The 22,323-nt window shown below is 48.0% G+C and carries 17 protein-coding genes; 5 read left to right on the top strand and 12 right to left on the bottom strand.

Going from position 1 to position 22,323, the window contains the following annotated elements; translation table 11 throughout:
- Window positions 1-16: 16 nt before the first annotated feature.
- The 5 genes from QUB13_RS05605 to QUB13_RS05585 form a co-directional block, all read right to left on the bottom strand.
- On the bottom strand, window positions 17-1,282 hold the full coding sequence (locus tag QUB13_RS05605; RefSeq protein WP_333379622.1) for an ABC transporter permease: 1,266 nt from the start codon (window positions 1,280-1,282) through the stop codon (window positions 17-19).
- A 186-nt stretch (window positions 1,283-1,468) separates the two neighbouring features.
- Window positions 1,469-3,286 (bottom strand): efflux RND transporter periplasmic adaptor subunit, encoded by a 1,818-nt coding sequence (locus tag QUB13_RS05600; protein WP_333379621.1) that lies wholly within the window; start codon window positions 3,284-3,286, stop codon window positions 1,469-1,471.
- A 249-nt stretch (window positions 3,287-3,535) separates the two neighbouring features.
- Window positions 3,536-4,138, bottom strand: coding sequence for a hypothetical protein (locus tag QUB13_RS05595; protein ID WP_333379620.1), 603 nt, complete (start codon window positions 4,136-4,138; stop codon window positions 3,536-3,538).
- An 872-nt stretch (window positions 4,139-5,010) separates the two neighbouring features.
- The gene (locus QUB13_RS05590; protein WP_194009023.1) at window positions 5,011-6,279 is read right to left on the bottom strand and encodes a M16 family metallopeptidase; all 1,269 of its coding nucleotides are present in this window, start codon (window positions 6,277-6,279) and stop codon (window positions 5,011-5,013) included.
- Between the two features lie 395 nt (window positions 6,280-6,674).
- Window positions 6,675-7,940 carry a M16 family metallopeptidase gene (locus QUB13_RS05585; RefSeq protein WP_333379619.1) on the bottom strand — a complete coding sequence of 422 codons (1,266 nt, stop codon included), beginning with the start codon at window positions 7,938-7,940 and terminating at the stop codon, window positions 6,675-6,677.
- 353 nt (window positions 7,941-8,293) lie between these two features.
- Between QUB13_RS05585 and QUB13_RS05580 the strand changes: the two genes are divergently transcribed.
- On the top strand, window positions 8,294-9,322 hold the full coding sequence (locus tag QUB13_RS05580) for a hemerythrin domain-containing protein (RefSeq protein ID WP_333379618.1): 1,029 nt from the start codon (window positions 8,294-8,296) through the stop codon (window positions 9,320-9,322).
- A gap of 254 nt (window positions 9,323-9,576) precedes the next feature.
- Here the strand turns inward: QUB13_RS05580 and QUB13_RS05575 are convergent, their stop codons facing one another.
- The 5 genes from QUB13_RS05575 to QUB13_RS05555 form a co-directional block, all read right to left on the bottom strand.
- On the bottom strand, window positions 9,577-10,437 hold the full coding sequence (locus QUB13_RS05575; protein ID WP_333379617.1) for an SDR family oxidoreductase: 861 nt from the start codon (window positions 10,435-10,437) through the stop codon (window positions 9,577-9,579).
- A 377-nt stretch (window positions 10,438-10,814) separates the two neighbouring features.
- The gene (locus QUB13_RS05570; protein WP_333379616.1) at window positions 10,815-13,382 is read right to left on the bottom strand and encodes an SdrD B-like domain-containing protein; all 2,568 of its coding nucleotides are present in this window, start codon (window positions 13,380-13,382) and stop codon (window positions 10,815-10,817) included.
- Window positions 13,383-13,700: 318 nt separating this feature from the next.
- Complete coding sequence (locus QUB13_RS05565) at window positions 13,701-13,865, bottom strand: hypothetical protein (RefSeq protein ID WP_333115938.1); 165 nt, start codon at window positions 13,863-13,865, stop codon at window positions 13,701-13,703.
- Between the two features lie 177 nt (window positions 13,866-14,042).
- Complete coding sequence (locus QUB13_RS05560) at window positions 14,043-15,974, bottom strand: SdrD B-like domain-containing protein (protein ID WP_333379615.1); 1,932 nt, start codon at window positions 15,972-15,974, stop codon at window positions 14,043-14,045.
- Between the two features lie 88 nt (window positions 15,975-16,062).
- The gene (locus QUB13_RS05555; RefSeq protein WP_333379614.1) at window positions 16,063-16,269 is read right to left on the bottom strand and encodes a hypothetical protein; all 207 of its coding nucleotides are present in this window, start codon (window positions 16,267-16,269) and stop codon (window positions 16,063-16,065) included.
- Between QUB13_RS05555 and QUB13_RS05550 the strand changes: the two genes are divergently transcribed.
- Window positions 16,268-16,954 (top strand): peptidoglycan-binding domain-containing protein, encoded by a 687-nt coding sequence (locus tag QUB13_RS05550; RefSeq protein WP_333379613.1) that lies wholly within the window; start codon window positions 16,268-16,270, stop codon window positions 16,952-16,954. The two genes, QUB13_RS05555 and QUB13_RS05550, sit on opposite strands and share 2 nt — an antisense overlap.
- A gap of 64 nt (window positions 16,955-17,018) precedes the next feature.
- Entirely contained in the window at window positions 17,019-17,168 is a 150-nt protein-coding gene (locus QUB13_RS05545) for a hypothetical protein (RefSeq protein ID WP_333379612.1), read from the top strand.
- A 915-nt stretch (window positions 17,169-18,083) separates the two neighbouring features.
- Here QUB13_RS05545 and QUB13_RS05540 read toward each other — a convergent pair.
- Entirely contained in the window at window positions 18,084-19,961 is a 1,878-nt protein-coding gene (locus QUB13_RS05540; RefSeq protein WP_333379611.1) for a DUF1565 domain-containing protein, read from the bottom strand.
- 220 nt (window positions 19,962-20,181) lie between these two features.
- On the opposite strand from QUB13_RS05540, the gene QUB13_RS05535 reads away from it, so the two are divergent.
- Together QUB13_RS05535 and thiS are read left to right on the top strand one after the other, a co-directional pair.
- A complete protein-coding gene (locus QUB13_RS05535; protein WP_333379610.1) occupies window positions 20,182-21,264 on the top strand; it encodes a thiamine phosphate synthase in 1,083 nt (360 codons plus the stop codon).
- 180 nt (window positions 21,265-21,444) lie between these two features.
- Window positions 21,445-21,657: a sulfur carrier protein ThiS gene (gene thiS, locus QUB13_RS05530; RefSeq protein WP_333379677.1), complete on the top strand. Its 213-nt coding sequence runs from the start codon at window positions 21,445-21,447 to the stop codon at window positions 21,655-21,657.
- Between the two features lie 365 nt (window positions 21,658-22,022).
- Here the strand turns inward: thiS and rpmA are convergent, their stop codons facing one another.
- Complete coding sequence (gene rpmA, locus QUB13_RS05525; RefSeq protein ID WP_333379609.1) at window positions 22,023-22,319, bottom strand: 50S ribosomal protein L27; 297 nt, start codon at window positions 22,317-22,319, stop codon at window positions 22,023-22,025.
- Window positions 22,320-22,323: the final 4 nt, after the last annotated feature.

The raw sequence follows: 22,323 nt of genomic DNA, 5'->3' as shown, positions 1-22,323 counted from the left end.
ACGCGGATGAGTCAGTTCAATCATTGCGTAAAGCTGCGATCGGATCTAAGCGAGCGGCATTCCTGGCCGGCAATACTCCTGCTAATAGTCCGACGGTAAAAGATAGCCCAAAACCTGCTGATATCGACCATACAGACACCACAAACGGAAATTTGAACGCTGTCGCGGCCCCAAAGGCGATCGCAATTCCCAACCCAATACCCGCCGTTCCCCCCACCGTGGAAACTAAAATAGATTCCGCCATAAATTGAATCAGAATTGCTGCATTAGTAGCACCTACCGCTTTGCGAATCCCGATTTCCTTGGTGCGCTCCACAACCGACACCAACATAATATTAGCAATACCGATGCCGCCAACAACCAAAGAAATTCCGGCGATCGATCCCACCATAACTGTAAATAAACCTATCACATTGCTGAAAGTATTAACAATCTCAGTTTGATTGACAACTCGAAAATCATCCGCTTGCGGCGGATAAATATTGTGGCGCAAACGCAGGATATTTTCAACTTGAAATTGAGCATCTGCTAAATCTGCTTCCCCTGCAGTTTCCAACCAAAAACCTGATATTGCAATCCCCGCCAAAGAATTTCTCCCCACAATCCGCGAAGACATATTTTTGAGGGGAATATACACTCTATCGTCCTGATCGGTTCCCCCTACAGACCCCTTAGTTTCCATCACTCCAATCACCTTGTAGCGGTTTCCCTGAATACGAATATCGGAGGATAGCGCATTAACTCCGGCTCCAAAAAGTTCGTCCCGCACCTTAGAACCGAGGACGACTACTGGCTCAGCAGCATTCAATTCATCTTCAGTAAAAAACCGTCCTTGTTGGGGTTGAATGTTCTTCACATCTGGATAGTTTAAATCTGTTCCCAAGATAGCAGTAAATGAATTTTGTCCGCCGTAAACGATTTGCACTTGGCGTTGCAAATAAGCGGTAATTGCTTTGACTGCAGGAGCTTGTTTGCCGATCGCCTTTGCGTCATCCCAAGTTAGGGTAGTAGCAGAACCGCTTCCCTGACTGACACCGCCCGATCGCGAAGCACCGGATAACACCAACAGCACATTTGTACCCAAAGATTTTAACTGTTCTTCTGTTGATTTTTGGACTCCTTGTCCTACCGAAGTAATGGCAATTACTGAAGATATCCCAATAATTACACCCAGCATGGTTAAACTGGTACGCAATTTGTTATTCCACAGCGCTTCTGTCGCCATGAAGGCGATTTGAAGGTTGGATATTTTCTTAATAGGTGGGCGAGTCTTTAATTTCATTAGGTAGTTGGGAATAGGTAATAGGTAATGGCTAATTGGTGAGGATTAAGATTTTTTTTACCGCAGAGAGCGCAGAGAACACAGAGGGAGAGAAGAAAGAGATCGATATTTATGATGCCAACATATTTAATATGATTTATGCTCAATAATTAATCTGTGTTGTGCTTTCCTTCTTCATTTTTCCCACTAACGCAATCGCGTTCTACCACCTGGTTGCAAACCCGGAATTCCGCCCGACGATGGATTTTGGGATTTCGGCCGCAATCCGGCGGGTACACTAATCAGCACTTTTTCATCTCCTTTCAAACCCGATCGCACTTCCGTCTTGTCATCCACCGTCATACCAGTTTTAATCGGCATAAAAGCAGGTTTGCCATCTTTTCCACCGGGAACAAACACCCCGGTTGTCCTTTGTTGGCGGACAATTGCCGCAGTGGGGACTACCAAAACATTTTTGAGCTCGCCTGCTTTAAACTCCACGTTGACATTCATCCCAGAACGCAGCATTTGTTTGTCATCAATAATTGCGGCTCTTACCTCAAAACTCGTCACATTTTGCTGGACGATCGACTGAGGCGAAATTTGAGTGATTTTACCGGCAAAAGTTTTTCCTGCAAAAGCATCGGCTTGAATAGACGCAGCTTGGCCGATCTGAATCTGAGCAATATTAGTTTCTGCTACGTTTGCGATTAATTGATTTTTTGAAGCTAAGGACAAAATCGAAGAAGAAGTCGCCGAAGAAACCGCACTTCCCGCCGTAGTGGGAGTCACAAAAGCGCCCGGATCTGCGTATTTGCGGGTGATAGTGCCGCTAAAAGGAGCCCGCAACACAGTGTCATCGATCAGGGCTTGAACGCTTTGCAGGCTGCCTTTAGCGGAGAGAACTTGGGCGCGGGCTTGGTCGATTTCTTCGGGGCGAGAACCGGCTTCTAGCAGCGCCAAAGCTTGCTCTTTTTGCTCGACAGCGGCCCGGGCTTGGGCGATTTCTTCGGGGCGCGCGCCCGATCGCACCAAGGCCAAAGCTTGCCGTTTTTGCTCCACTGCAGCCCGTCCTGCAGCGATATCTTCGGGGCGTGCGCCCGATCGCGCTAGGGCCAAAGCTTGCCGTTTCTGCTCCACTGCAGCCCTAGCTGCTGCGATTTCTTGGGGGCGAGCACCCGCTTTCAGCAAAGCTACAGCTTGTTCGGCTTGTCTGACTTGCGTGCCGGCTCGATCGCGCGCGGTGCGGGAATTGTTGACAACTTGTAAAGCAATCGCCCCAGCAGTATAAAGTTCTTGATTTCTCTGAAACTCATCTTCTGCCTGATTTTCAGCGTATTCGGCATCTTTGAGTTTGGCAGTTGCTTGGGCGATATCTTCAGGCCGATTGCCCTCAAGCAATTTTTGTAAATTTGCCTGTTGTTCTGCCACTTGTGCCTCGGCGACGACAATCTCCTGAGTTCGATTGCCATTGAGCAATTTTTGTAAATTTGCCTGTTGTTCTGCCACTTGCGCCTCAGCGACAGCAACATCTTGGCTGCGATTACCGTTGAGCAATTTTTCGAGACTTGCCTGTTGTTCTGCTAACACTGCCTTAGCTGCAGCAATATCTTGGCTGCGATTACCGTTGAGCAATTTTTGCAAGTTTGCTTCGGCGGCTGCGAGTTGTCCGCGAGTTTGAGTAAGTTGGCCTTGGAGGTTGGAGTCGTCCATGTAGGCGAGAATCTGCCCTTTTTCAACGCTATCTCCTTCGTTGACAAGCAAACTTTTGAGCATTCCTGAAGTTTTGGGACTGACGTTGACGGAACGTTCCGGCACAATCGTGCCGTTTGCCGAAATTGTAATCGGCAGGTTGAGCCTTTCTACAGCAACGGTTTTTTCCTTGCGCCCGGTTTCGCTACGCTGTTGGACTGCGAATTGGCTGTAAGCTGTGTAGCCTGCTCCTGCCAGCAATCCGGTGGCGAGAAGCCCGCCCAGCCAGGGAGTCAGCTCTTTTTTAATGTGAAAATTTTTTACAAGGTACATATTCTAAAAAAGTACATATAGATTAGACCTGATGGGCCTGTATGTGATTTAGACCGATCGCGCACACTAAAGGTTCAATGGCAGCGTGCTGATTTTTTTATCGCTTTTATCGCTTTTAATGCTTGCGGGCGATCGTCCCAGAAATCAGTAGAATTCATCAGTTGAAAATTTTGGGCGATCGGCAAATCACCCAATCTGACGCAGCCGAATCAACTTAAAAAGTTAAATACACAACTTGGGAGAATGTGACTACTCTAATCCAGATTGCTGCAACGCTTGTGCTAGCAAATCTACAACCTCTAGACATTCCCCCCATTCGTTTAAATAATGAAAATTTAGCCGATCGCCCTGTACCTTCACAACACCCAATACATCTTTCCACTGCCTTTTAAAAACAGCCCCATTCTGTTTGTAGAAACAGAGTTTTTGCAGAATGATATCTTCGGCTGAATAAATATAAATTCCTCGCTCCGATCCAGCACTCGTAACGTGCAACTGGCGGCGGTTCATCACAGAAACTGAAAAAGGAGCGTCATTACTCATCACAAAAAGTTGAGCCTTTTCGATAGCAGGCAAATAAATCACATTAAAAGATGATTTGCGAGGTAAACTTTTAGATCTAAAAATTGCTTCAAATACCGCAGATTCGCTAATATAAAACTCGTCGGGCATGGCGCAGATTAGTTGTGGCGCTTGCTGTGGTAAAATATTAATTATCAAATCTAAATTTTTTGTAGCTCTGTTTTCTCCTAGCAAAGAACTTGCCACCGAGCCACCAACTAAATAGGAAATACCTAACGGTTCCAGAATATCAGCTATTTTTCGCGCCAACCAAATTGGATTTTGAATCACCAAATCACCCCAATTATAAGTATAAGATAAAATATTTATAGCCTTTCTAGCGAAAGATGAGGTACTATTCGGGATAGGCCAAACCGCGCATAGGGCATAGGGCATAGGGCATACCTCACTTTTGTGAGAACGGCTATATCCAATTAGAACCCAAGCGCCGTTTAATAAATTCCTGCCTTTTTCATACAGGAGTTGCACTATTGTACTGGCTTTCTATTCCCGATATTGCTGCTAGGCTTCGCACGGCTCGATTAAAGTCGATGGCGGGAGTTATTTTTGTTTGGGGAGTCAGCCACTGCAACAGTTAAAACATCAGCACGTCGGCTTCTATGCTGGTATCAAATAATTGCGGTTTGTATCCTGATCTGACTTGAGTTACTGGGATTAACATCAATTTTTTTGTGCAGTAAACTTAGATCGCACGCGATCGATTACCATAACAAAAACGGTTTGTCGTGCGGACTTCAATCCGCTTTCTGTCCCAGAACCCAATTCCGCACGCGCGATGGATTTTTGCTGCGGTTCATCCATATAATATAACATTTTTGCATAAATTCTTGGATTGTATAAAACCGCATATAAACGCAGATAAACGCATATTTTTTTAGATAAACCAATTCCCAGAGTCTGCTTGAAAATCTATTTCACCCTTAAAAAGCTTTGCTGTTTTGGAAGTTGAACCTTGGAATATTGGATCGAACATTCAATGGAATGAGAGCCTCTGGATCTGCGTTACCAGGCAGAGCCTGGTAACGAGTAATACCATTTTTCTAAAGATGTGCTGATGAAGTCTTAGCCCCCCGATGCTTTGGGGGAGTTGGGGGGTAATATCTAGCGCTACTTTATGAAATTGGTATAAACTCACAAATTTTTCAACAAACAGCCATCACACCCAATTCCTGAATCGCCGCTTCCGGGCCAACCAGAGAAATATACGGTTCGATGAAGTATTTCTTAGCAGCTTCCTGAGCTTGGGCTGTCGTAACTGCAGCAATTTCTGCTTGAAATTGCTCGTCAAATTTAATTCCCAATTCCAAAATTTCGTACCAGCCTAAAACTTGGGCAATTTGCGAATTAGTTTGTTTTCCTAAAGCATATTGACCGAGCATTTTATTCTTGCAATCTTGCAATTCTTCTTCGCTTAGTTGGGTGTTGGCTAGCCGATCGACCTCAGTACGCAATCCTTCAAAAGCTGTCACCGTATTTTCCGGTGCTGTACCCATGTACGCGACAAACTGAGCCGCGTCTAAGCGTGTCGCGTAGAGCGCGGAAACGTCGTAAGCTAAGCCCCGTTTTTCCCGCAATTCCACAAATAACCGGCTCGACAAACCGTTACCCAAATAGGTATTGAGCAACTTAATTGCTGCGTAGTCGGGATTTTTTACCGAGGGTGCGAGGTAGCCGAGCAAAATCACTGATTGCTGGGTATCTTGCGCTTTAGCTACGGTTTGAGGGGAGGGGGTGAGGGGGGAGAAGTTTAAGGTGGGTAGGGGTGTTAAAGGTGCTTTCCAGTCTCCAAAAGTGCGATCGATCAGGGCGATCGCATCTTCGGTTGATATTCTGCCGGCTACAGAAATAACTACATTGTCGGGACGAAAATAGGTTTTGTGGAACTGTTCGAGATCGTTTCTGGTAAGCTTTGACATCGTAGCTTCCGTGCCCAAGGTAGAGAAAGCGTAGGGATGTTCTTTGTACATCGCCTGTCGCAATTGCTCGAAGGCGATCGCAAATGGCTGTTCTTGCTGCGATCGAATTGCTGATATGGCGATGCGGCGTTCGAGTTCGACTTCAGCTTCCGGGAAAGTGGGCGATCGCATCAATTCCGCCGCCAATTCCAAAATGTCTTGAAAATCGGCAGCAACCGTCTTCACACTGACTAAAAAATAATCTGTAGTCGAGTCTGTACCCAATCTCGCTCCCACCGATTCTACACGTTCGGCTATTTCCAGCGAAGAATGGCGATCGGTTCCCTTAGTCATTACCGCCGACAGCAAATGACACAATCCTGCTTGTTCGGGCTGTACGCAGCGACTACCGGCCCGCAGGAATATCCTAGCTGAAATAATATCTGCGGCAGGATTTTCTGCTGCTAAGACAACGATACCGTTATCTAAAATAGTGCGCTGGATTTCGTTTTTCATTGAATTATTTGTTAACTGTTAACTGTTGATTGTTGACTGTTGACTGTTGACTGTTGGCTGTTGACTGTTGGCTGTTGCTATAAATTGTGCCACAGGTGAGGGAAGAGAAGAGTTTTGAACCGCAGAGAACACAGAGGGCGCAGAGGGAAGAGTGTTGGAAGAAAATCTTAATCAATTAACTTATTGGGCTACCTCATCCTCTCCTAACAAACCTTCTCATCCCTCCCCCCTCTGCGCCCTCTGCGCCCTCTGTGGTAAAAACCTCTTAATATAGCCCTGCGCCTTGGCGCTTTGGTTATTGAACCCTTGTACTCCGCGATCGGGAACTATGACATAAATGCCGTAAAGCACCACGGCGGTTGCTATAACAGTCAACAGTCAACAGTCAACTATTATCAGACAGGCTTGAGCACCACAGCGGCGTAGCGACGGGGAGAGAGATATTGTTGAGCTAGGCGCTGCAGGTCTAATGGCTTAAATGCTTTAATCGTGGTGGGATAGCTGAGCGCTAATTCGGCAGTGGCGATCGTACTGTAATATCCGTAAAGACCGGCTAACTGTCCCGGCGTTTCGATCGAAAAAGCAAAGTCATTGCACAGCAAACGCTTACAGCGCATCAGTTCTGCCTCAGAAACCGGCTCAGATTGCAATTCCCAAAGCCGATCGCAAATCCGAGCTTCCACCTGTTCGATATCATCCGCTTCCAAGACTGCACTAATAGTAAACAAACTAGATTCCCGTTGTAGCGAGAAAGAGCTTTCTATCGCCTCTACCAATTGTAATTCTTCGCGCAGTTCCCTGACCAAACGCGAAGTCCGCCCGTCTGCGAGCAACACTGAGAGCAAATCTAAGCCGCAAGCATTTTGCAACTGTTCAACTCCCGGCCCAGTCCAGGCCATCATCAGCCGCCCTTGTTCCAGTCGGGGGATGCGGAGTTCCTGACGGCGGATTTCTACCAGTGGCGGTTCCGCTTCTGCTGCAAATTTGGGACATTCCCACGGATCGGAAAATCGATCGAATGCTTTCTCTGTGATGTCTCTGGCTTGTTCTTCATCAATTCCCCCGACTATCACTACAGTCATATTATCCGGCTGATAGTGCCACCGATGAAAACACCGCATTTCGTGGGGAGTTCGCGACATCAGCAACTCTTCGGTTCCTAGTACCGATCGCCTGTAGGGATGTCGCTGGTAAACTGTTTCCATCAATGCTTGGAAACCCAGCCAATCGGGACTGTCTTGAGCTTGGCGGATTTCTTCGAGCACCACATCTCGTTCGCGATCGAATTCTGCATCGGGAATCGCAGCGCGCAGCAGCAATTCTGCCAGTGGCTGCGCCGTTTCTGCTAAATAATCAGCCGCAGAGTTGACGAAAAAATGGGCGTAGTCGTGACTTGTAGCTGCATTGGCGACACCGCCGCGATTTTCGATTACCCGGTCAAATTGTCCTGGGGCGATCGAATCCGTCCCTTTAAATATCATGTGTTCGAGAAAATGAGCCATTCCCGACCAAGCATCGGTTTCCCGCGTAGCGCCAGCCCTCACCCACACGTCTAGCGCAACCACAGGTGTGGCCGGCATCCGTTGGTGAATGACCGTTAACCCATTGTGCAGCTTCCAGATATTGGCTGGGAACTCTAAAGCAGCGAGCAGTTGAGACAAGCTAGTTATTCTTAAACTTTAGTTAACTTCGGCTGCAACTATGGTAGCGCTTTACTGATTTGCGATCTGGATTAATTGATACAAAACTCAGTTGACTGTTGGCTGTTGGCTGTTGGCTGTTGTCAGTTGACTGTTGACTGTTGAGTGTTGGCTGTTATTAAGGGTAATTTTGGCTTTTTTTTAAAACGACCTTAGCCTTAATCTAATACCATTTTTTGGTCTAAAAGTCAATAGGTTGCGCGGGATATTAATGAATCAGTCGGGAGAAAGAGGAAGCGATCGGAATATTCCAATAAATTAAAAGATATCAGAACACGAAAGAACACTAAAGACATCGAGAGGAGACACGACAGATGGTAGCTACCTTAGAAGATACAAAGCGCCAAGCGATCGCAACTAAATTAGCAGACATGAAAGCAGTGCAAAATCTGCTGATTGCTAACGAACAATTGTTCATCAATTCCTGCAACGATTCCGAACTGTGCGATCGCTTCCGCGATATGCTCGAAGACGATCGCAAAAACTTGGGCGTATTGGAAACTACGATCGTCCAATACGGGGTTCAAAGTGAACCCAAAGAAACCACCACAAAAATGATCGAAGCAGTTCACAAACTAATGAAAGGTTCTGAACTCACAATGTTTGAAAAAGTGGGTCAGCACGAACTGCTCAAACACCAACAAACAATGGCCGGAATGTTAGTTCACAAAGCCGCTCAAGTAGTCGGCGCCGACATCGAAGCCGCCATTACTCCCCTCAACACAGTTAACTTTGAAAACCGCGCTCACCAAGAACAACTCAAAGGAGTTCTCGAAATTTTGGGCGTGCGCGAACTCACCGGAAAAGACCCCGACCAAGGCGTTTGGGCTCGCGTCCAAGATGCTGTAGCTGCTATGAGCGGCATCATCGGCGGTGCAGTTACCCGCAGCAAAGATGAGATGAACATTGTCGAAATTATCACAATGGATCACCGCAAAGTCGATACCCTATTTATGGAAATCGAAAAAACCGACGATCCTCAAAAACTGCAAGAATTCTTCGGTCAAATTTACAAAGATTTAAGCGTTCACGCAGAAGCCGAAGAACAAATAGTTTATCCCGCAGTTCGCAGCTACTACACCGATACCCAAGAATTGTACGACGAGCAAGCAGAAATGAAGCAAATGCTCGCCAAAATCAAGGCAATGAGCCCTAGTTCTGCAGATTTCAAAGCCCAAATCAAACAGCTTAAAACAGCGGTTCAGGATCACGTCAAGCAAGAAGAAGGCGATATGTTCCCTCAAATTCGCCGCAACCTGAGCGAAGCCCAAATGGAACAAATGGCTACTAAATTCAAAGCAGCTAAAAGCACGATTCAGCAAGAAATGGCTAAAATGAGCTAATCGAGCAGCGAGCTAAATTCAACTCTAGCCGAGCTGAAAACTAGGTAAACTGCAACCTATCAATCCCGCTACCAAGGTGGCGGGATTAATATTTTAAGAAGCAGGAAAAAGGAAGTATGAGGACTAAAGTCTTCACTACAAACTTAAAAACAAGGTTTGTAGTAAGGACTTTAGTCCTTCTTAAAAACAAGGTTTGTAGTAAGGACTTTAGTCCTTCTTAAAAACAAGGTTTGTAGTAAGGACTTTAGTCCTTCCTAACCATTAACTACAGAGCCACCATTGGGATGCAAAATTTGACCCGTCATGTAAGACGAATCTTTTGAAGCTAAAAACACGTAACAGGGAGCAACTTCATCGGGTTGACCGGGGCGTCCCAAGGGCGTGTCTGCACCAAATTTTGCAACTTTTTCTTCCGGGAAAGTTGCAGGAATTAGAGGTGTCCAAATCGGACCGGGGGCGACTCCGTTGACGCGAATTCCTTTCTCGGCTAAACTTTGAGACAAAGAGCGGGTAAAGGCAACAATTGCTCCTTTTGTGGAGGAGTAATCTAGCAATTGTTGGTTGCCTTTGTAGGCGGTGACTGAGGTAGTGTTGATAATTGCACTTCCTTCTTTGAGGTGTTTTAGAGCGGCTTTTGTCAGGTAAAACATTGAGAAAATGTTGGTGCGGAAGGTGCGCTCTAATTGTTCCGCAGTGATGTCTTCGATGCTTTCTTGGGGATGCTGTTCGGCGGCGTTGTTGACGAGGATGTCGAGGTGTCCGAAGGTTTTAACAGTTTGTTCTACAAGGTTTTGACAGACGCTTTCGTCGCCGATGTCGCCGCCAATCGCCAGACAGCCGCGGCCGAGTTGTTCGATCGCCCCTTTAGTCTTTTTAGCATCTCCATCTTCGTTGAGATAGCCGATCGCCACGTCGGCCCCTTCCTTAGCAAATGCCAGGGCCACGGCGCGCCCGATACCGCTGTCTCCGCCGGTAATTAAGGCTACTTTGCCGCGCAGTTTGTCGCTGCCGCGATACTCGGAGGCAAAGGATTCAGGCTGCGGAGTCATTTGGGATTCGATGCCCGGTTGCTGTTCTTGATGTTGAGCCGGATTAGTTTGTTGTTGAGCTGGCATAACATATTCCTCTAAGTTCTACCTTCATAAATAAAGGTTTTTTCGAGGTAGCGAATCCTTCTTTTTGCCGATCGCACTCTACGACTAAAGACAGTTTGGGCGATCGGCACCCGCTTGTTAGGATCTTGACTAGCATCCAGTCGCGATTTCCGTAGGGACTCGGGTCACCAACAATACCGACCAATAATTGAAAATCTCAAAAAGCCTTCCCAAGCCTGGATATTACCGTAGTTCGATCGGACTTGATATAGATCCCAAAGGTATTTATTCGCAAGTCCCGATCGCAGCAAAATGCACCCCAAAATCATGTTTTGAGGTGCAGTTTAAACCAGCTAGCTGCTAATTGCTCAGTCTCAAACTAGAGAATCCAATTAACCTTAAAACAGCGGAGTCGAAGTTGGAGCGCCCAACAGTAATTTAGGTTCATCGAGCTTCTGAGCTTCTAAAAACGTGACAATTGAAGCTTCCGCCGCGTCTTTCAACCCGTTGAAGTCAAAGCTACTTACGCCTGCAGTTTCAGGAGCGATCAAGCTATCGACACTGCTAGCCTGCACCACAGCGGAACTGCCGCCGTTGGTCAAAGGATCGATGCTAGCAGCAGCCACACCCGTGTCGCCAGTCAACAAATCGAGGCTAGAACCAGTTACAGTTGCCGCTGGTACAGGCACCGAAGGCGAAGTATTGGGGCCAGGCACGTTAAAGGTAACAGGATTGGGCCCGGTTGCGATCGGGAACTCATTGGGAACACTCGGATCGTTGAAGACTTCCAAAACCGAGTAGTTGCCAGGGAACAAATTGGGAAATAGAGCAATCCCGTTAGCATCCGTTCTTGCCAGAGGTTCAGTTGCCGCATCGTAGCGGCCGTTGTTGTTCAAATCCAGAGTAAATGGGATATTGGCAAGAGGCGGTTCGTTTGCATCTTGTGTGCCGTCGCGGTTGTCGTCTCGGAATTTAGGAACCCGTAGGTCATAGTTGCGAGAGTTGCCAATCAAAGCGCAGGTAAAAGTTTGATTGGGGCCCAGAACAATATTCAGCGCAGGAGTCGTCTGGAAGAAACCAGGAGGAGGTACTTCTCGAAGGTTGTAAGTACCCGGAGTCAAATTGTTGAACGCAAAGCGACCAAACTGATCGGTAGTCGTAGTGGCTTCCCCTGCATCCAGAGCACCGTTGTTATTGGTATCGAGATAGATGCTAACGTTGGCAATCGCCGGTTCATTTCCGTCTCGATAGCTGTTGAGGTTAAAGTCCTCGAATTTGCAACCGGTGATGTTGCTGTTCGGGGTGTTAGCAAAAGTAACGTTAGCGTCCTGAGTGCTCAGACTCACCGGAACAGCAGCAGATGTAGAAGGCGAGAAACCAGCCGGTACGACTTCTCGCACCGTGTAACTGCCCGTCGCCAAGTTGGTAAATGCTCCTCTGCCTTGGGCATTAGTCTGTATTTGTTGTTCTCCGGTGTCAGGAACCCCATTATTGTTGGTGTCGAGGAAGACGTTAACACCGCTAATGGGTGCTTCACCCTGAATTGGCTCGTAGCGACCGTTTCCGTTCAGGTCATTGTATTTGAATACAGTGATGTTAGGTCGAGTGTTGCCCACGCCAGCATTCGTTCCAGCGCCAGTATTAGCTCCCACAGGAGTAAAGGTAAGTGCCGGTGAGGGGTTAGTCGCTGGGAAAGCCAAAGGCGTGTTCGCAAAAATCGGTCGTACACCCGTGACTGCAATAGAAGGTTCCCCAGCCTGTTGGATGCCGTCTAAGTTGTTGTCTACGAATTTAGGGTCGTTTGGTTTCAGCGTATAGGTTGAGTCTGCTACTAACAGCGGTTGCTCTCTGCTGATCGTGGCCTGGAACCGTGCCTGCGGGCCTGGTGCAGAAACCAGAGCGGGGTTGGGAGTTGTTGCTACTGGAGCATTGAGGTTGCCGGGAGGAATGTTAGGCCCACCTACTTCGCTCAGAGAGGTTATGGGAAAAACTTCCAAAACTGAATAATTGGCCGATCGCAAATTTTTAAAGGTAGCCACTCCGTTGACATCGGTGATGGCAACTGGTTCAGCGGAGGCTCCATCCCAGCGACCGTTCCCGTTCAAATCTAAAATGAAGGGTACGTTAGCAATCGGGGATTCCAAAACTCCACTAACTACATTTCGCGTGCCGCTGCGGTCTAAGTCCCGAAATTTGTTAATTTCAATTTGATAGAGCGGAGTGTCACCAACTTGAGCGCAGGCAAAGGTTTGACCTGCGGCTACCGTTACGTCCAGTACGGGAATGTTGTTGGGTGGGGTGCTTTGGGGGAAATCTTGTGTTTCTAAGGGTTCTGCGGTCGGACTGTTAAGTCTCAGTCCGTTTGCATCAACTTGTGATGCGATCCGTTCTTCCCGAACTTTGTAGGTTCCGGGCGCTACGTTAAACGACCACGCACCATTTTTGTCTGTTAAGGTGTTGGCTTCGCCTGCATCGCGTTGGCCGTTGCCATTTATATCAAGATATATCCTGACATTTTTAATGCCCGGTTCATTCCCGTCTCGAAAGCCGTCGCCATTTACGTCTAGGTATTTGCATCCAACGATCCGGCTGCCCACAACTTGGGTGTTGCCAAAGAAAACGTTGGCGTTTGTGTTTCCAACAGTTACAGCGAGGGGATTGGGAGTCGTAGTACGAAAACCTGCCGGTACTGTGGTTTCTGTGAGTACGTAGTTGCCGGGAACAAGATTTATGAATGAGAACGATCCGTTGGCGTTTGTCAGTACGGAGACATCCCCTGCATCTAATGTGCCGTTGCTGCCGACCGCAGGTTCGAGGAGAATCGGGACGTTTGCCAGACCCGGTTCATTTGCCTGTCTGATCCCATCCGCATTCAAGTCATTGAACTTGATACCTATAATTGCCGGGCCTGCATTCCCAACCTGTAATTGCTGGGCAATCCGCTCTTCGTTAGTTAAATCTGCCATGATTTCTCTCCTTCACACCTAAATCCAAGTTAATTACAGACTACTGTATGGGTTTGTCAATAGCTGAGTAGCTTTTGCTAGTCGCTGACAATTGCCACTCGATTTTACATACGTCTGCGCTTGAGGTAATGTTCCCCATCTCACACAACAATGCCTCAAGCTTTGTCGCTGGCAAGTATATCAGGTTTTGAAGAACCCTGGCAATTTGAGGGCAACCTCTTCAAGATTTGCACGCCTTCTGTGTCCCTACGTACTTGCTGTTTCGATCTTTAAAAAGGCTAAGACTTAGTGTTCTCCCCGATATCTAGTCAGGCTGAATCATTCAGGTTTGTCAAGGTTCGCTGTGAAGAGGCGATCGCAGCCTCTGGGATTGCCAACCTGAAAAAACTTTAGACCGATCGAGCGATCGGACTCGAACTGACTTGCTTTGCCTGGAAATATGTCGGTCGGCGTTGGGGAACTGTCTGATAGTTTCTCACTCACGATCGATCCTACAGCCTCTGAATCTTGCACCCAATATACAAGCCTGCTTCGGAGTTGCCGGAACTCAGGCTTGAGTGTTGGAGGTTGCCAACAATACGGTATCACGCGATCGCCCTTTAACCACTTCCTGATTTTGATCTGCTGTTTGGCATTCCGGCGATCGAGCTTTTTTTTACACTACATCACCGACAAATCCCTCGCACCCGACGGCACGAAAGAGTTTCCGAGATTCCAATTAATTAATTCGTTTTTATTGACAAATTCACCCACTTGTGCATTTAGCTCCCGACCGACATTCTGTTGCCCCAAGTTAGGAAGATTGCCTAAACTCGCCGCTTGTCGATCGACCAAAAAATCACTAATTGGATAAATAGCACGACCAGCGCTCGAAAGCAAGTTATCCGCCGGCATCAAAGCCTCCGGTTCCGCACCCGCAGAGTTGCCCCCATCCGTCAGCGAGTCGCCACTCAAAGATTTAGCCGATCGACCATCAGCCTCTCCCGTCAGCAAATCGATGCTGCTAGCCCGAATATCTGCCGAGACAACCACCAGCGCAGGCGGAGTCGTTTGAATGAAGCCTGGGGGCGGAACCTCCCTAATTACATAACTACCTACCGGAACATTGCGGAAACTGTAATTGCCCTGACTGTCGCTAAAGGTGTTCGCTTCGCCCGGATCTAAACGGCTGTTGTTATTCAGGTCAATGTAAATTTGGGTATTGGCGATCGGCGGTTCCCCGGCATCTAGGCGACCGTTGGCATTAAAATCGTTAAATTTGACACCGCTGATCGTCCCCGTCACCAACACGTTGCCAAAGCTGAGATTAGTGGCATTTGTGCCGTTACCCACGGCGATCGGAGTCGGATTGGGCGTGGTTTGTCGGAAACCGGGCTGCGGGACTTCCCTCACCGAATAAATGCCTTGAGGCAAATTGATAAAAGAGAAATTACCTTGGGGGTTTGTTAAAGTCGAAGGTTCGTTGGGATCGCGGGCGTTGTTGTTGTTGGTGTCCAGATAAATCGGCCAGTTGGCAACTCTCGGTTCTGTGGGTTCGTTGATGCCGTTAGCGTTGAGGTCGTTGAACTTGAAGCCGCTGATGCTACCGGTGGGGAAATTGTTGCCGAAATTGAGGCCGACAGCGTTGGTATTGCCGGTAATGTCGATCGCCCCTGGATTTGGCGTAGTCTGAACCCATCCGGGCTGCTGAACTTCCCTCACCAAATAGCGGCCGGGGGAAACATTGCCAAAAGTGTAGTTACCTTCCGGGTTAGTGATGGTATTCGGTTCGCCCGGATCGAGGCTGTTGTTGCCGTTGAGGTCGAGATAAATTTGCCAGTTAGCCAGAGGCGGGTCAGTCGCGTCTCGGATGCTGTTGGCATTCAGGTCATTGAACTTGAGACCGCTAATGCTGCCGACAAAAAAGACATTGCCAAAATTGACGTTGTTGATATTGGCATTGGAAGTAACCTCAATTGGGCCAGGGTCTGGCGTAGTTTGGATAAAACCCGGTTGCTGGACTTCTCTCACCAAATATGTGTCTGCGGGAATATTGACAAAAGCGTAATTGCCTTGAAGGTTTGTAACAGTAGAAGGTTCGCCGCCGTCGAGCCTGTTGTTACGGTTGAGGTCGAGATAAATTTGCCAGTTAGCTAGGGGTTGTTCCCCTGGGTCTTGGCTGCCGTTGCTGTTGATGTCGTTGAATTTTGTCCCGGCGATCGTCCCGGCGTTGAAGTTGTTGCCAAAATTGATATTGCCAGCAAAAGTCCCGCTGTTAATCGTGATGGGCGCGGGATTGGGCGTAGTTTGGCGAAAGTTCGGCTGCTGGACTTCCCTAACTTGGTAAGTTCCAGGCGGCAGGTTGGCGAAGGTGTAGTTGCCTTGGGCGTTGGTGACGGTGGAAGGTTCGTTAAAGTCAAGTCGATCGTTGTTGTTGAGGTCGAGGTAGATTTGCCAGTTAGGAATTGGCACTTCTCCGATATCCGGGCGGCCGTTGGCGTTGAAGTCGTTGTATTTGTTGCCGCTGATGCTGCCGACTTGGAAGTTGCCGATGTTGACGTTGCCAATGTCTATTTGGCTGGCGGTTCTGGTGGGGATGCTGGATTCGGTCATGGTGTTGCTGGGGCCCAATGAACGCAATTCAATGTTTGCTCTACGGCAATCTAGCAGTTTTTTTGCCAATTGCAGCTATTTGAGGGGATTAATTTTTTGATCGGAGGGAAGCGCTGAGAATCAAAAATGCCCCATTCCCCATTCCCCATTCCCCATTCCCCATTCCCCATTCCCCATTCCCCATTCCCCATTCCCCATTCCCCATTCCCCATCCTTCCGCTTCGCTCCGCCCAATTTTTGCCAGATTTGATGTACGATCGCCAAGAGTTGTGCAGACAGAGGTCGAATTTTCCATGTCCCGAAACCAGACAGCACGCTGGAATGAAGCTCGCGAGGTTCTGAGTTGGCCCCTAGGCTGGGGTTTGTGCGGTTTTTTGGCAATAAGTTCGATCGCCTCCACTCCTGCTGCTGCACAGCTACCGGCCTCCGAACCCGCTAATAATAATAGCCCGATCGCCCAAACAGCCCAAACAGGTGCGATCGTCCGTCCGGCCATCAAATTGGGCAGCCGCGGCTCGGAAGTGCGCGAACTTCAAGCTGCTCTTGCGTTATTGGGATTTTACGCTGACAGTGTAGACGGGATTTTCTCGCAAAGCACCGCTAAAGCTGTGTCTCAGTTCCAGCAAGCAGCAGGCATCGCCCCAGACGGTATTGTCGGTGAAGATACTTGGAACCGACTGTTTCCTGCGACTCCTGGGGCGATCGAAAACCCGATCGCCAACAATCCTGAAACAGCAGACAACTCAGAGATTAACCCACAACCGCAGCCCACCGATTTTCCGGTTTTGAGAAGAAGAATGCGGGGCCCGGCGGTCAGAGATTTGCAAGAACGACTGCGGGCGAAGGGATTTTTGCGCGCTAGTGCTGACGGCGTGTTCGGGGCGGAAACTCTAGCTGCTGTCAAGGCTGCTCAGCTACAATATCAACTACCAGCAGACGGCATTGTCGGCCGCGCTACTTGGGAAGCTTTGCTGCGCTGAAAGCCAGCAAATACTGTCGGATATAGCATTTCTCATAAAGATGAGGTGCCGCTGGGCATGGGGCATGGGGCATGGGGCATCGGGCATCGGCCAAACAGGTCATTGGGCAAACAGGGCATACCTCACGACGGTTGACAACCGCTATATGCACGTTGCGCGATCCTCTTCTAGGGCTAACGGGCGATCGTACAAATTGTTAAGTCCATTAACCTAATTAAACATACAGTGTGGAATGCTAAAAAGCTTGCTGTATATACCTTCTTCCTTCTTCCTTCTTCCTTCTTCCTTAAAAAGTGTCAAGTTTGGTAAAGAAAGTATTGTCATGGCGGAAGTTGGTGTTATGTTAAATACATGAGGGGCAGAACCAAGAAGCAAAAAAAACTTGGATAAAAAATTTGAAATTAGAGTATTTGTCCCGATCGACTCTAGTTCGCAGGCAATGCCTGAATCGTATAGTTTATTAGCAAATAAATGTTGATCTTGCGATCGAGATTTGTGAAATAGCTTGAGGCGATTTGAGAAATCGAATGTCAACAAGTTAGAATGGCGATCGCGCAGTCAAACACAGAAGTCTGCATAGGCTCCGCTATTAGCTATATCGCCCGCAGAGCAATTGCCAAAAAGTAAACTTTAGTAGTAGTTTTGCTGGATTTCAGCACAGCTAAAAACCCACTTGAATCAATTTAACTCACAAATGTTTTAGGGTCTGGCATCCGATATGCTAGGCCCTAAAATTTTGCGTGCAGTTGGTGGTTGGTGGTTGGCAGTTGGTGGTTGGCAGTTGGTGGTTGGCATTAGCTAAGCTGTTGCGGCATTTAAACTGTATATCAAAAAACAATAAAACAATGAGTGGGGTGTCCCGCCCGCGCTGAATCCTGAATATGCAATGTTTATTTGCGCTACACGTTACAGCTTAATAATATCGTTTCCGGCTGCATCGTCAGGTGATAAATTAGAGGGCAATTCATGAATGATTTTTACAAATCACCACCTATCTCGGTGCAATTTTCAGTTATTCGATTCACAGTCAACAGTCAACAGTCAACAGTCAACATCATGAGGAATGCAACCGGAATTGATATAACAACAAACAACTGACAACAAACAACTGCCAACTGCCAAGCCCATTTCATTTAATATCTTCAATGCGAGCATTCAAACCGTTAACGGTGAGAATTTGGAGCAATTCGTCAGCTTTTTCGCGCTCCCGAAAAGCACCGGCTTGCATCACAGATCGCCCGTTGGTAAAAGTCCGAAAAGCATCGGGAACCAAGGAGAGTATTTTTTGTCTGTCGCCGGAACTCTGGGCATCCACCACAACTCGATACCGGAAACCCAAAGCAATAGCTCGATCGAATGACGGCGAATTCTCCAAACCTGCTACAGAATTCCCCCCTAAAATAGCAGGTACGTAGCCGCCCCTCCCTAGAGGAATGTTGCGGCCAGGAACAGGCAATTTACCCTCGGAAGAAACCGAACTAGAACTATCAAAATTGGGCGAAATTATTGGTTGATCTACTGAACTTTCTCGAACAGATCGAGCATCGGGATCTGGTACGGGAATTGCGATCGCCCCTGGAACAATCGATGCAGCAGTGGCATTTATCGGAGCAATTTCTGGCCGCAACTGAGGGTTAGACGACCTTATGGAAACAGGCTGTGGTGGCGCAATTAGCGCTCTTTCAACTCGGGGAGTTAACCGCCCCGGATTGTAAACAGGGAGAGAAGTTTCAGGGCCGCCAATACTCGCAGATCGATCGGACGTTAGCAGCAAACCACGGCCCGCAATAGGCGCAGGCGGGCTAAAAGTTCCAGCCACAGCTACCGAACCCGTCGTGCGATTGCTCAACAATTGATTGCCGTAAGCTGGGATTACTTGACCTTTCGCCGCATTGTTGACATCGTACTGACCGTTGTTGCGAATGACATTGCCCCCCGGTTCGGCAGCAGTTCCCAAATCCGGCAGAGCTCGGGCGATCGCCACAATTCCGTCCCGCTTGTTACTTTCGATATAATTGTTACGCAGCACCGGTCTAGCATCAGCTTGCACCACTACGCCGTCCTTATTCCGAGTAATTTTGTTACCGATCAGCAGAGGCGAAGCATTCTGCGCTACATTCACGCCAAATCCAGTGTCTTCAAACACATTATCTCGAACTTCCGGCTGGGAACTGCCAAAAATCGTAATCCCGTTAGCTCCATTTTTTGAGAAAACATTGCTACCAATCGTCGGCCTTCCAGTTCCCACTACCGAAATCCCGTCGTGAGTGCTCCCCGAAAAAGTATTGTTGACAACCGTCGGAGAACTCGATTCGATCCACAAAGCGTAACCGCGATAGTTGGTATTTGTCACTGTCACCCCGCTAAGTCCCGCCCCGTCTGCGCCTAAAATTGCGATGTTTTGACCCGCCGAAGTCGGGCTGAGGAATTCTCCTCCGCCTTTGATCACAATATTCTGGCCGCGAGTGTTGGGATTTCCCTGCACCGTCACGTCTGACCTGAGTATTAATGGAAATTTTTCGCCGCTTTGAGCGCTGTAAGTACCGGGCGCTAGTAAAATTGCTGTTTTGGGCGGGGCTACGCTTAAGGCGTAGGTGAGGGTTTTGAATGGCGATCGATCGCTCCCGTTACCTCCTGTGTCGCTACCGCCGTTGGAGCTGACGTACAGTATGTTAATGTCGCTTTCTGGTGCTTGAGAAAGAATCTGCACCGGGGGGATACCCGCAGCGACAACTGAGGCTTGAGGGCTATAAAAAGCTGTGCTGGCAAAGACGAGCAGCAAGCAAGAACTTAAAGCTTTCCTTGGCGATGGCGTTCCGCCCCGCAAGCTACGATTTTCTTTGCACTCGCTCTGTTTTGAATTTAGGAACATAAAAAAACACAATTTATCTTTGAGCCAAATTTCGCATCCGCTGTTTTGTATCTGGTTCTGGCGATCGCAGTTGAATTTCACCCGCCTGCTGGCGTTTTCTGCTGTTAATGTTTTGTTTTGCTCTGCTAACCTCACGGCTCTCCTCCAAGTGTGGTATGCAGGTTAACGATTCCACTTCTATACAAGTTTGATCTATTATGCTTTGTTTTTTTCAAATTCCCTAAAACTTAAAAATTTGTCAAATTTAGATCCGTTGATGCGAAAATTAGGTCGGTCGCTTTTGCCACAATCTTGACGGTGTGGGAGAATGTAGCAGTTTGAAAGGTAGGATTAATTTTAATTAAGGTGGTTCTGAATGACCGAGAAACAAAACAGAACTTTACCGGCACAGCCGGCCCTCTGCCGGATTTTAGATGCAAATCTAGACCGCGCGCGCGAAGGGTTGAGAATTATTGAAGAATGGTGCAGGTTTGGTCTTAACAATGCCGAAAAGGCCCTGGCGTGCAAGCAACTGCGTCAGGAATTGGCGGCTTGGCACACGGCAGAATTACGCAGCGCTAGGGATACGCCGGCAGATCCGGGGACGGAGTTGACTCACCCGCAGGAAGAGCAGCGATCGAGCATCCAGCAGCTACTGGAGGCGAATTTCTGTCGGGTGGAAGAAGCTCTGCGGGTACTGGAAGAGTACGGCAAAGTTTACGATCCAAATATGGGCAAGGCTTTTAAGCAGATGCGCTATCGGGTGTATACTCTCGAAAGCGATTTGCTGGCTTACCGGCGCTACCAGCAGTTACTTCGATCGCACTTATATCTGGTAACTTCGCCCCGAGACAATTTGTTACAAGTCGTGGAAGCTGCTTTGCAAGGCGGGCTGACTTTGGTGCAGTACCGCGACAAAACCTCCGACGACGGCGCAAGGTTGGCCAACGCGCGGCAGATGAGCGAACTTTGTCACCGCTACGATGCTTTGTTGATTGTGAACGATCGCGTGGATTTGGCGATCGCAGTGGATGCCGACGGCGTACACTTAGGGCAGCAAGATTTGCCTGTAGCCGAAGCGCGCAGGTTGCTCGGCCCGGGACGGATTATCGGCTGTTCGACTACCAATGGCGAGGAAATGCAGCGAGCTATTGATGCGGGAGCCGACTATATTGGAGTTGGGCCTGTCTACGAAACTCCGACGAAAGCAAACAAGCCGGCGGCGGGTTTGGACTATGTGAGGTATGCTGCTGATAAGTCGCCTGTTCCTTGGTTTGCGATCGGCGGAATTGATATCAACAACCTCGATCAAGTATTGAATGCTGGAGCTCAAAGAGTTGCCGTAGTGCGATCGATCATGGAAGCAGAACAGCCTACTTTAGTCACGCAGTTTTTGATCTCGCAGTTGATTCGGATGCAGAATCTGAAGGCCCAGAAAGCTTTGCGAGGGACAAGCTAAATTTATTAGCTTAGTTGATTAGCAATTTGTCGGGCGGGTTTCGTATACCGATATAACCCGTCTGAGTTCGGGTTTTGTCTGACTTTCTGGCGGTTCAAACCGGCGAGTCTTTTCATTTCAAACATATTGAAATATAATTTTGGTACCGAGGCAGCTCTAAAAACTGATAATATTTAAATGATGACAAATCAAATTGCGCTGGAAGTTAACGGAGAAAAACGCAATTGTGCGATCGACACACCGTTACCAAAATTACTAGAACAACTAGGATTAAACCCGCGCTTAATAGCTGTGGAGTACAACGGCGAAATCCTGCATAAACAATTTTGGGAAACCACACAAATAAAAGATGGCGACATCCTAGAAGTTGTCACAATCGTCGGAGGAGGCTAACAGGTTCGTAGTGAGGACTTCAGTCCTTCCAAATTTACTCGTTACCAGGCTCTGCCTGGTAATGCAGATCCGGAGGCTCTGCCTCCTTTTTACCCAAAAATTGGATTAATCCTGTGTCGAGGCAGAGCCTCTATATATCGGTTCCCAGGCAGAGCCTAGGAACGAGGATCTCTCTCTTCTCTTCCTCTGCGGCCTCTGCGGCCTCTGCGGTTAAATCATTCCGAATTTCTCATAAAAATTGTCTACCAAACATGACATCCCCGACTTCTTAAAGAAGTCGAGGATATGGGTATATTGAGATATGAAATCAGGAAACATATCCCCAATTATATACGTTCCCAGGCAAAACCCAGGAACGCATAAAATTAAACTGCGACAGCTTCAGCCACAGCTTCAGTCGCCGCTGCAACCACAGGATAAACACTGAGTTTCTTGCGAGTTTTGCCCTTTCTTTCAAAAGTCACAACACCATCAACCAAAGCAAACAAAGTATCATCTCTGCCGATACCAACATTATTACCGGGGTGAACTTTCGTGCCGCGTTGACGAATCAAAATGTTGCCAGCTCTGACAACTTGACCGCCGTACTTTTTGACACCAAGACGCTGGGAATTAGAGTCGCGTCCGTTACGTGTGCTGCCTGTACCTTTCTTATGGGCCATAATG

It is taken from the genome of Microcoleus sp. B4-D4, from assembly GCF_036705185.1.
Taxonomy (GTDB): domain Bacteria; phylum Cyanobacteriota; class Cyanobacteriia; order Cyanobacteriales; family Microcoleaceae; genus Microcoleus.
Note: the sequence above shows the minus strand (reverse complement) of the source record. Positions and strands in the feature narration are given on the sequence as shown.

Excerpts from the sequence above, each read along its gene's own strand:
- QUB13_RS05605 (WP_333379622.1), bottom strand. The coding sequence starts at position 1,282 with ATGAAATTAAAGACTCGCCCACCTATTAAGAAAATATCCAACCTTCAA.
- QUB13_RS05600 (WP_333379621.1), bottom strand. The coding sequence starts at position 3,286 with ATGTACCTTGTAAAAAATTTTCACATTAAAAAAGAGCTGACTCCCTGG.
- QUB13_RS05590 (WP_194009023.1), bottom strand. The coding sequence starts at position 6,279 with ATGAAAAACGAAATCCAGCGCACTATTTTAGATAACGGTATCGTTGTC.
- QUB13_RS05580 (WP_333379618.1), top strand. The coding sequence starts at position 8,294 with ATGGTAGCTACCTTAGAAGATACAAAGCGCCAAGCGATCGCAACTAAA.
- QUB13_RS05575 (WP_333379617.1), bottom strand. The coding sequence starts at position 10,437 with ATGCCAGCTCAACAACAAACTAATCCGGCTCAACATCAAGAACAGCAA.
- QUB13_RS05570 (WP_333379616.1), bottom strand. The coding sequence starts at position 13,382 with ATGGCAGATTTAACTAACGAAGAGCGGATTGCCCAGCAATTACAGGTT.
- QUB13_RS05560 (WP_333379615.1), bottom strand. The coding sequence starts at position 15,974 with ATGACCGAATCCAGCATCCCCACCAGAACCGCCAGCCAAATAGACATT.
- QUB13_RS05550 (WP_333379613.1), top strand. The coding sequence starts at position 16,268 with ATGTCCCGAAACCAGACAGCACGCTGGAATGAAGCTCGCGAGGTTCTG.
- QUB13_RS05555 (WP_333379614.1), bottom strand. The coding sequence starts at position 16,269 with ATGGAAAATTCGACCTCTGTCTGCACAACTCTTGGCGATCGTACATCA.
- QUB13_RS05545 (WP_333379612.1), top strand. The coding sequence starts at position 17,019 with ATGGGGCATGGGGCATCGGGCATCGGCCAAACAGGTCATTGGGCAAAC.
- QUB13_RS05535 (WP_333379610.1), top strand. The coding sequence starts at position 20,182 with ATGACCGAGAAACAAAACAGAACTTTACCGGCACAGCCGGCCCTCTGC.
- thiS (WP_333379677.1), top strand. The coding sequence starts at position 21,445 with ATGACAAATCAAATTGCGCTGGAAGTTAACGGAGAAAAACGCAATTGT.
- rpmA (WP_333379609.1), bottom strand. The coding sequence starts at position 22,319 with ATGGCCCATAAGAAAGGTACAGGCAGCACACGTAACGGACGCGACTCT.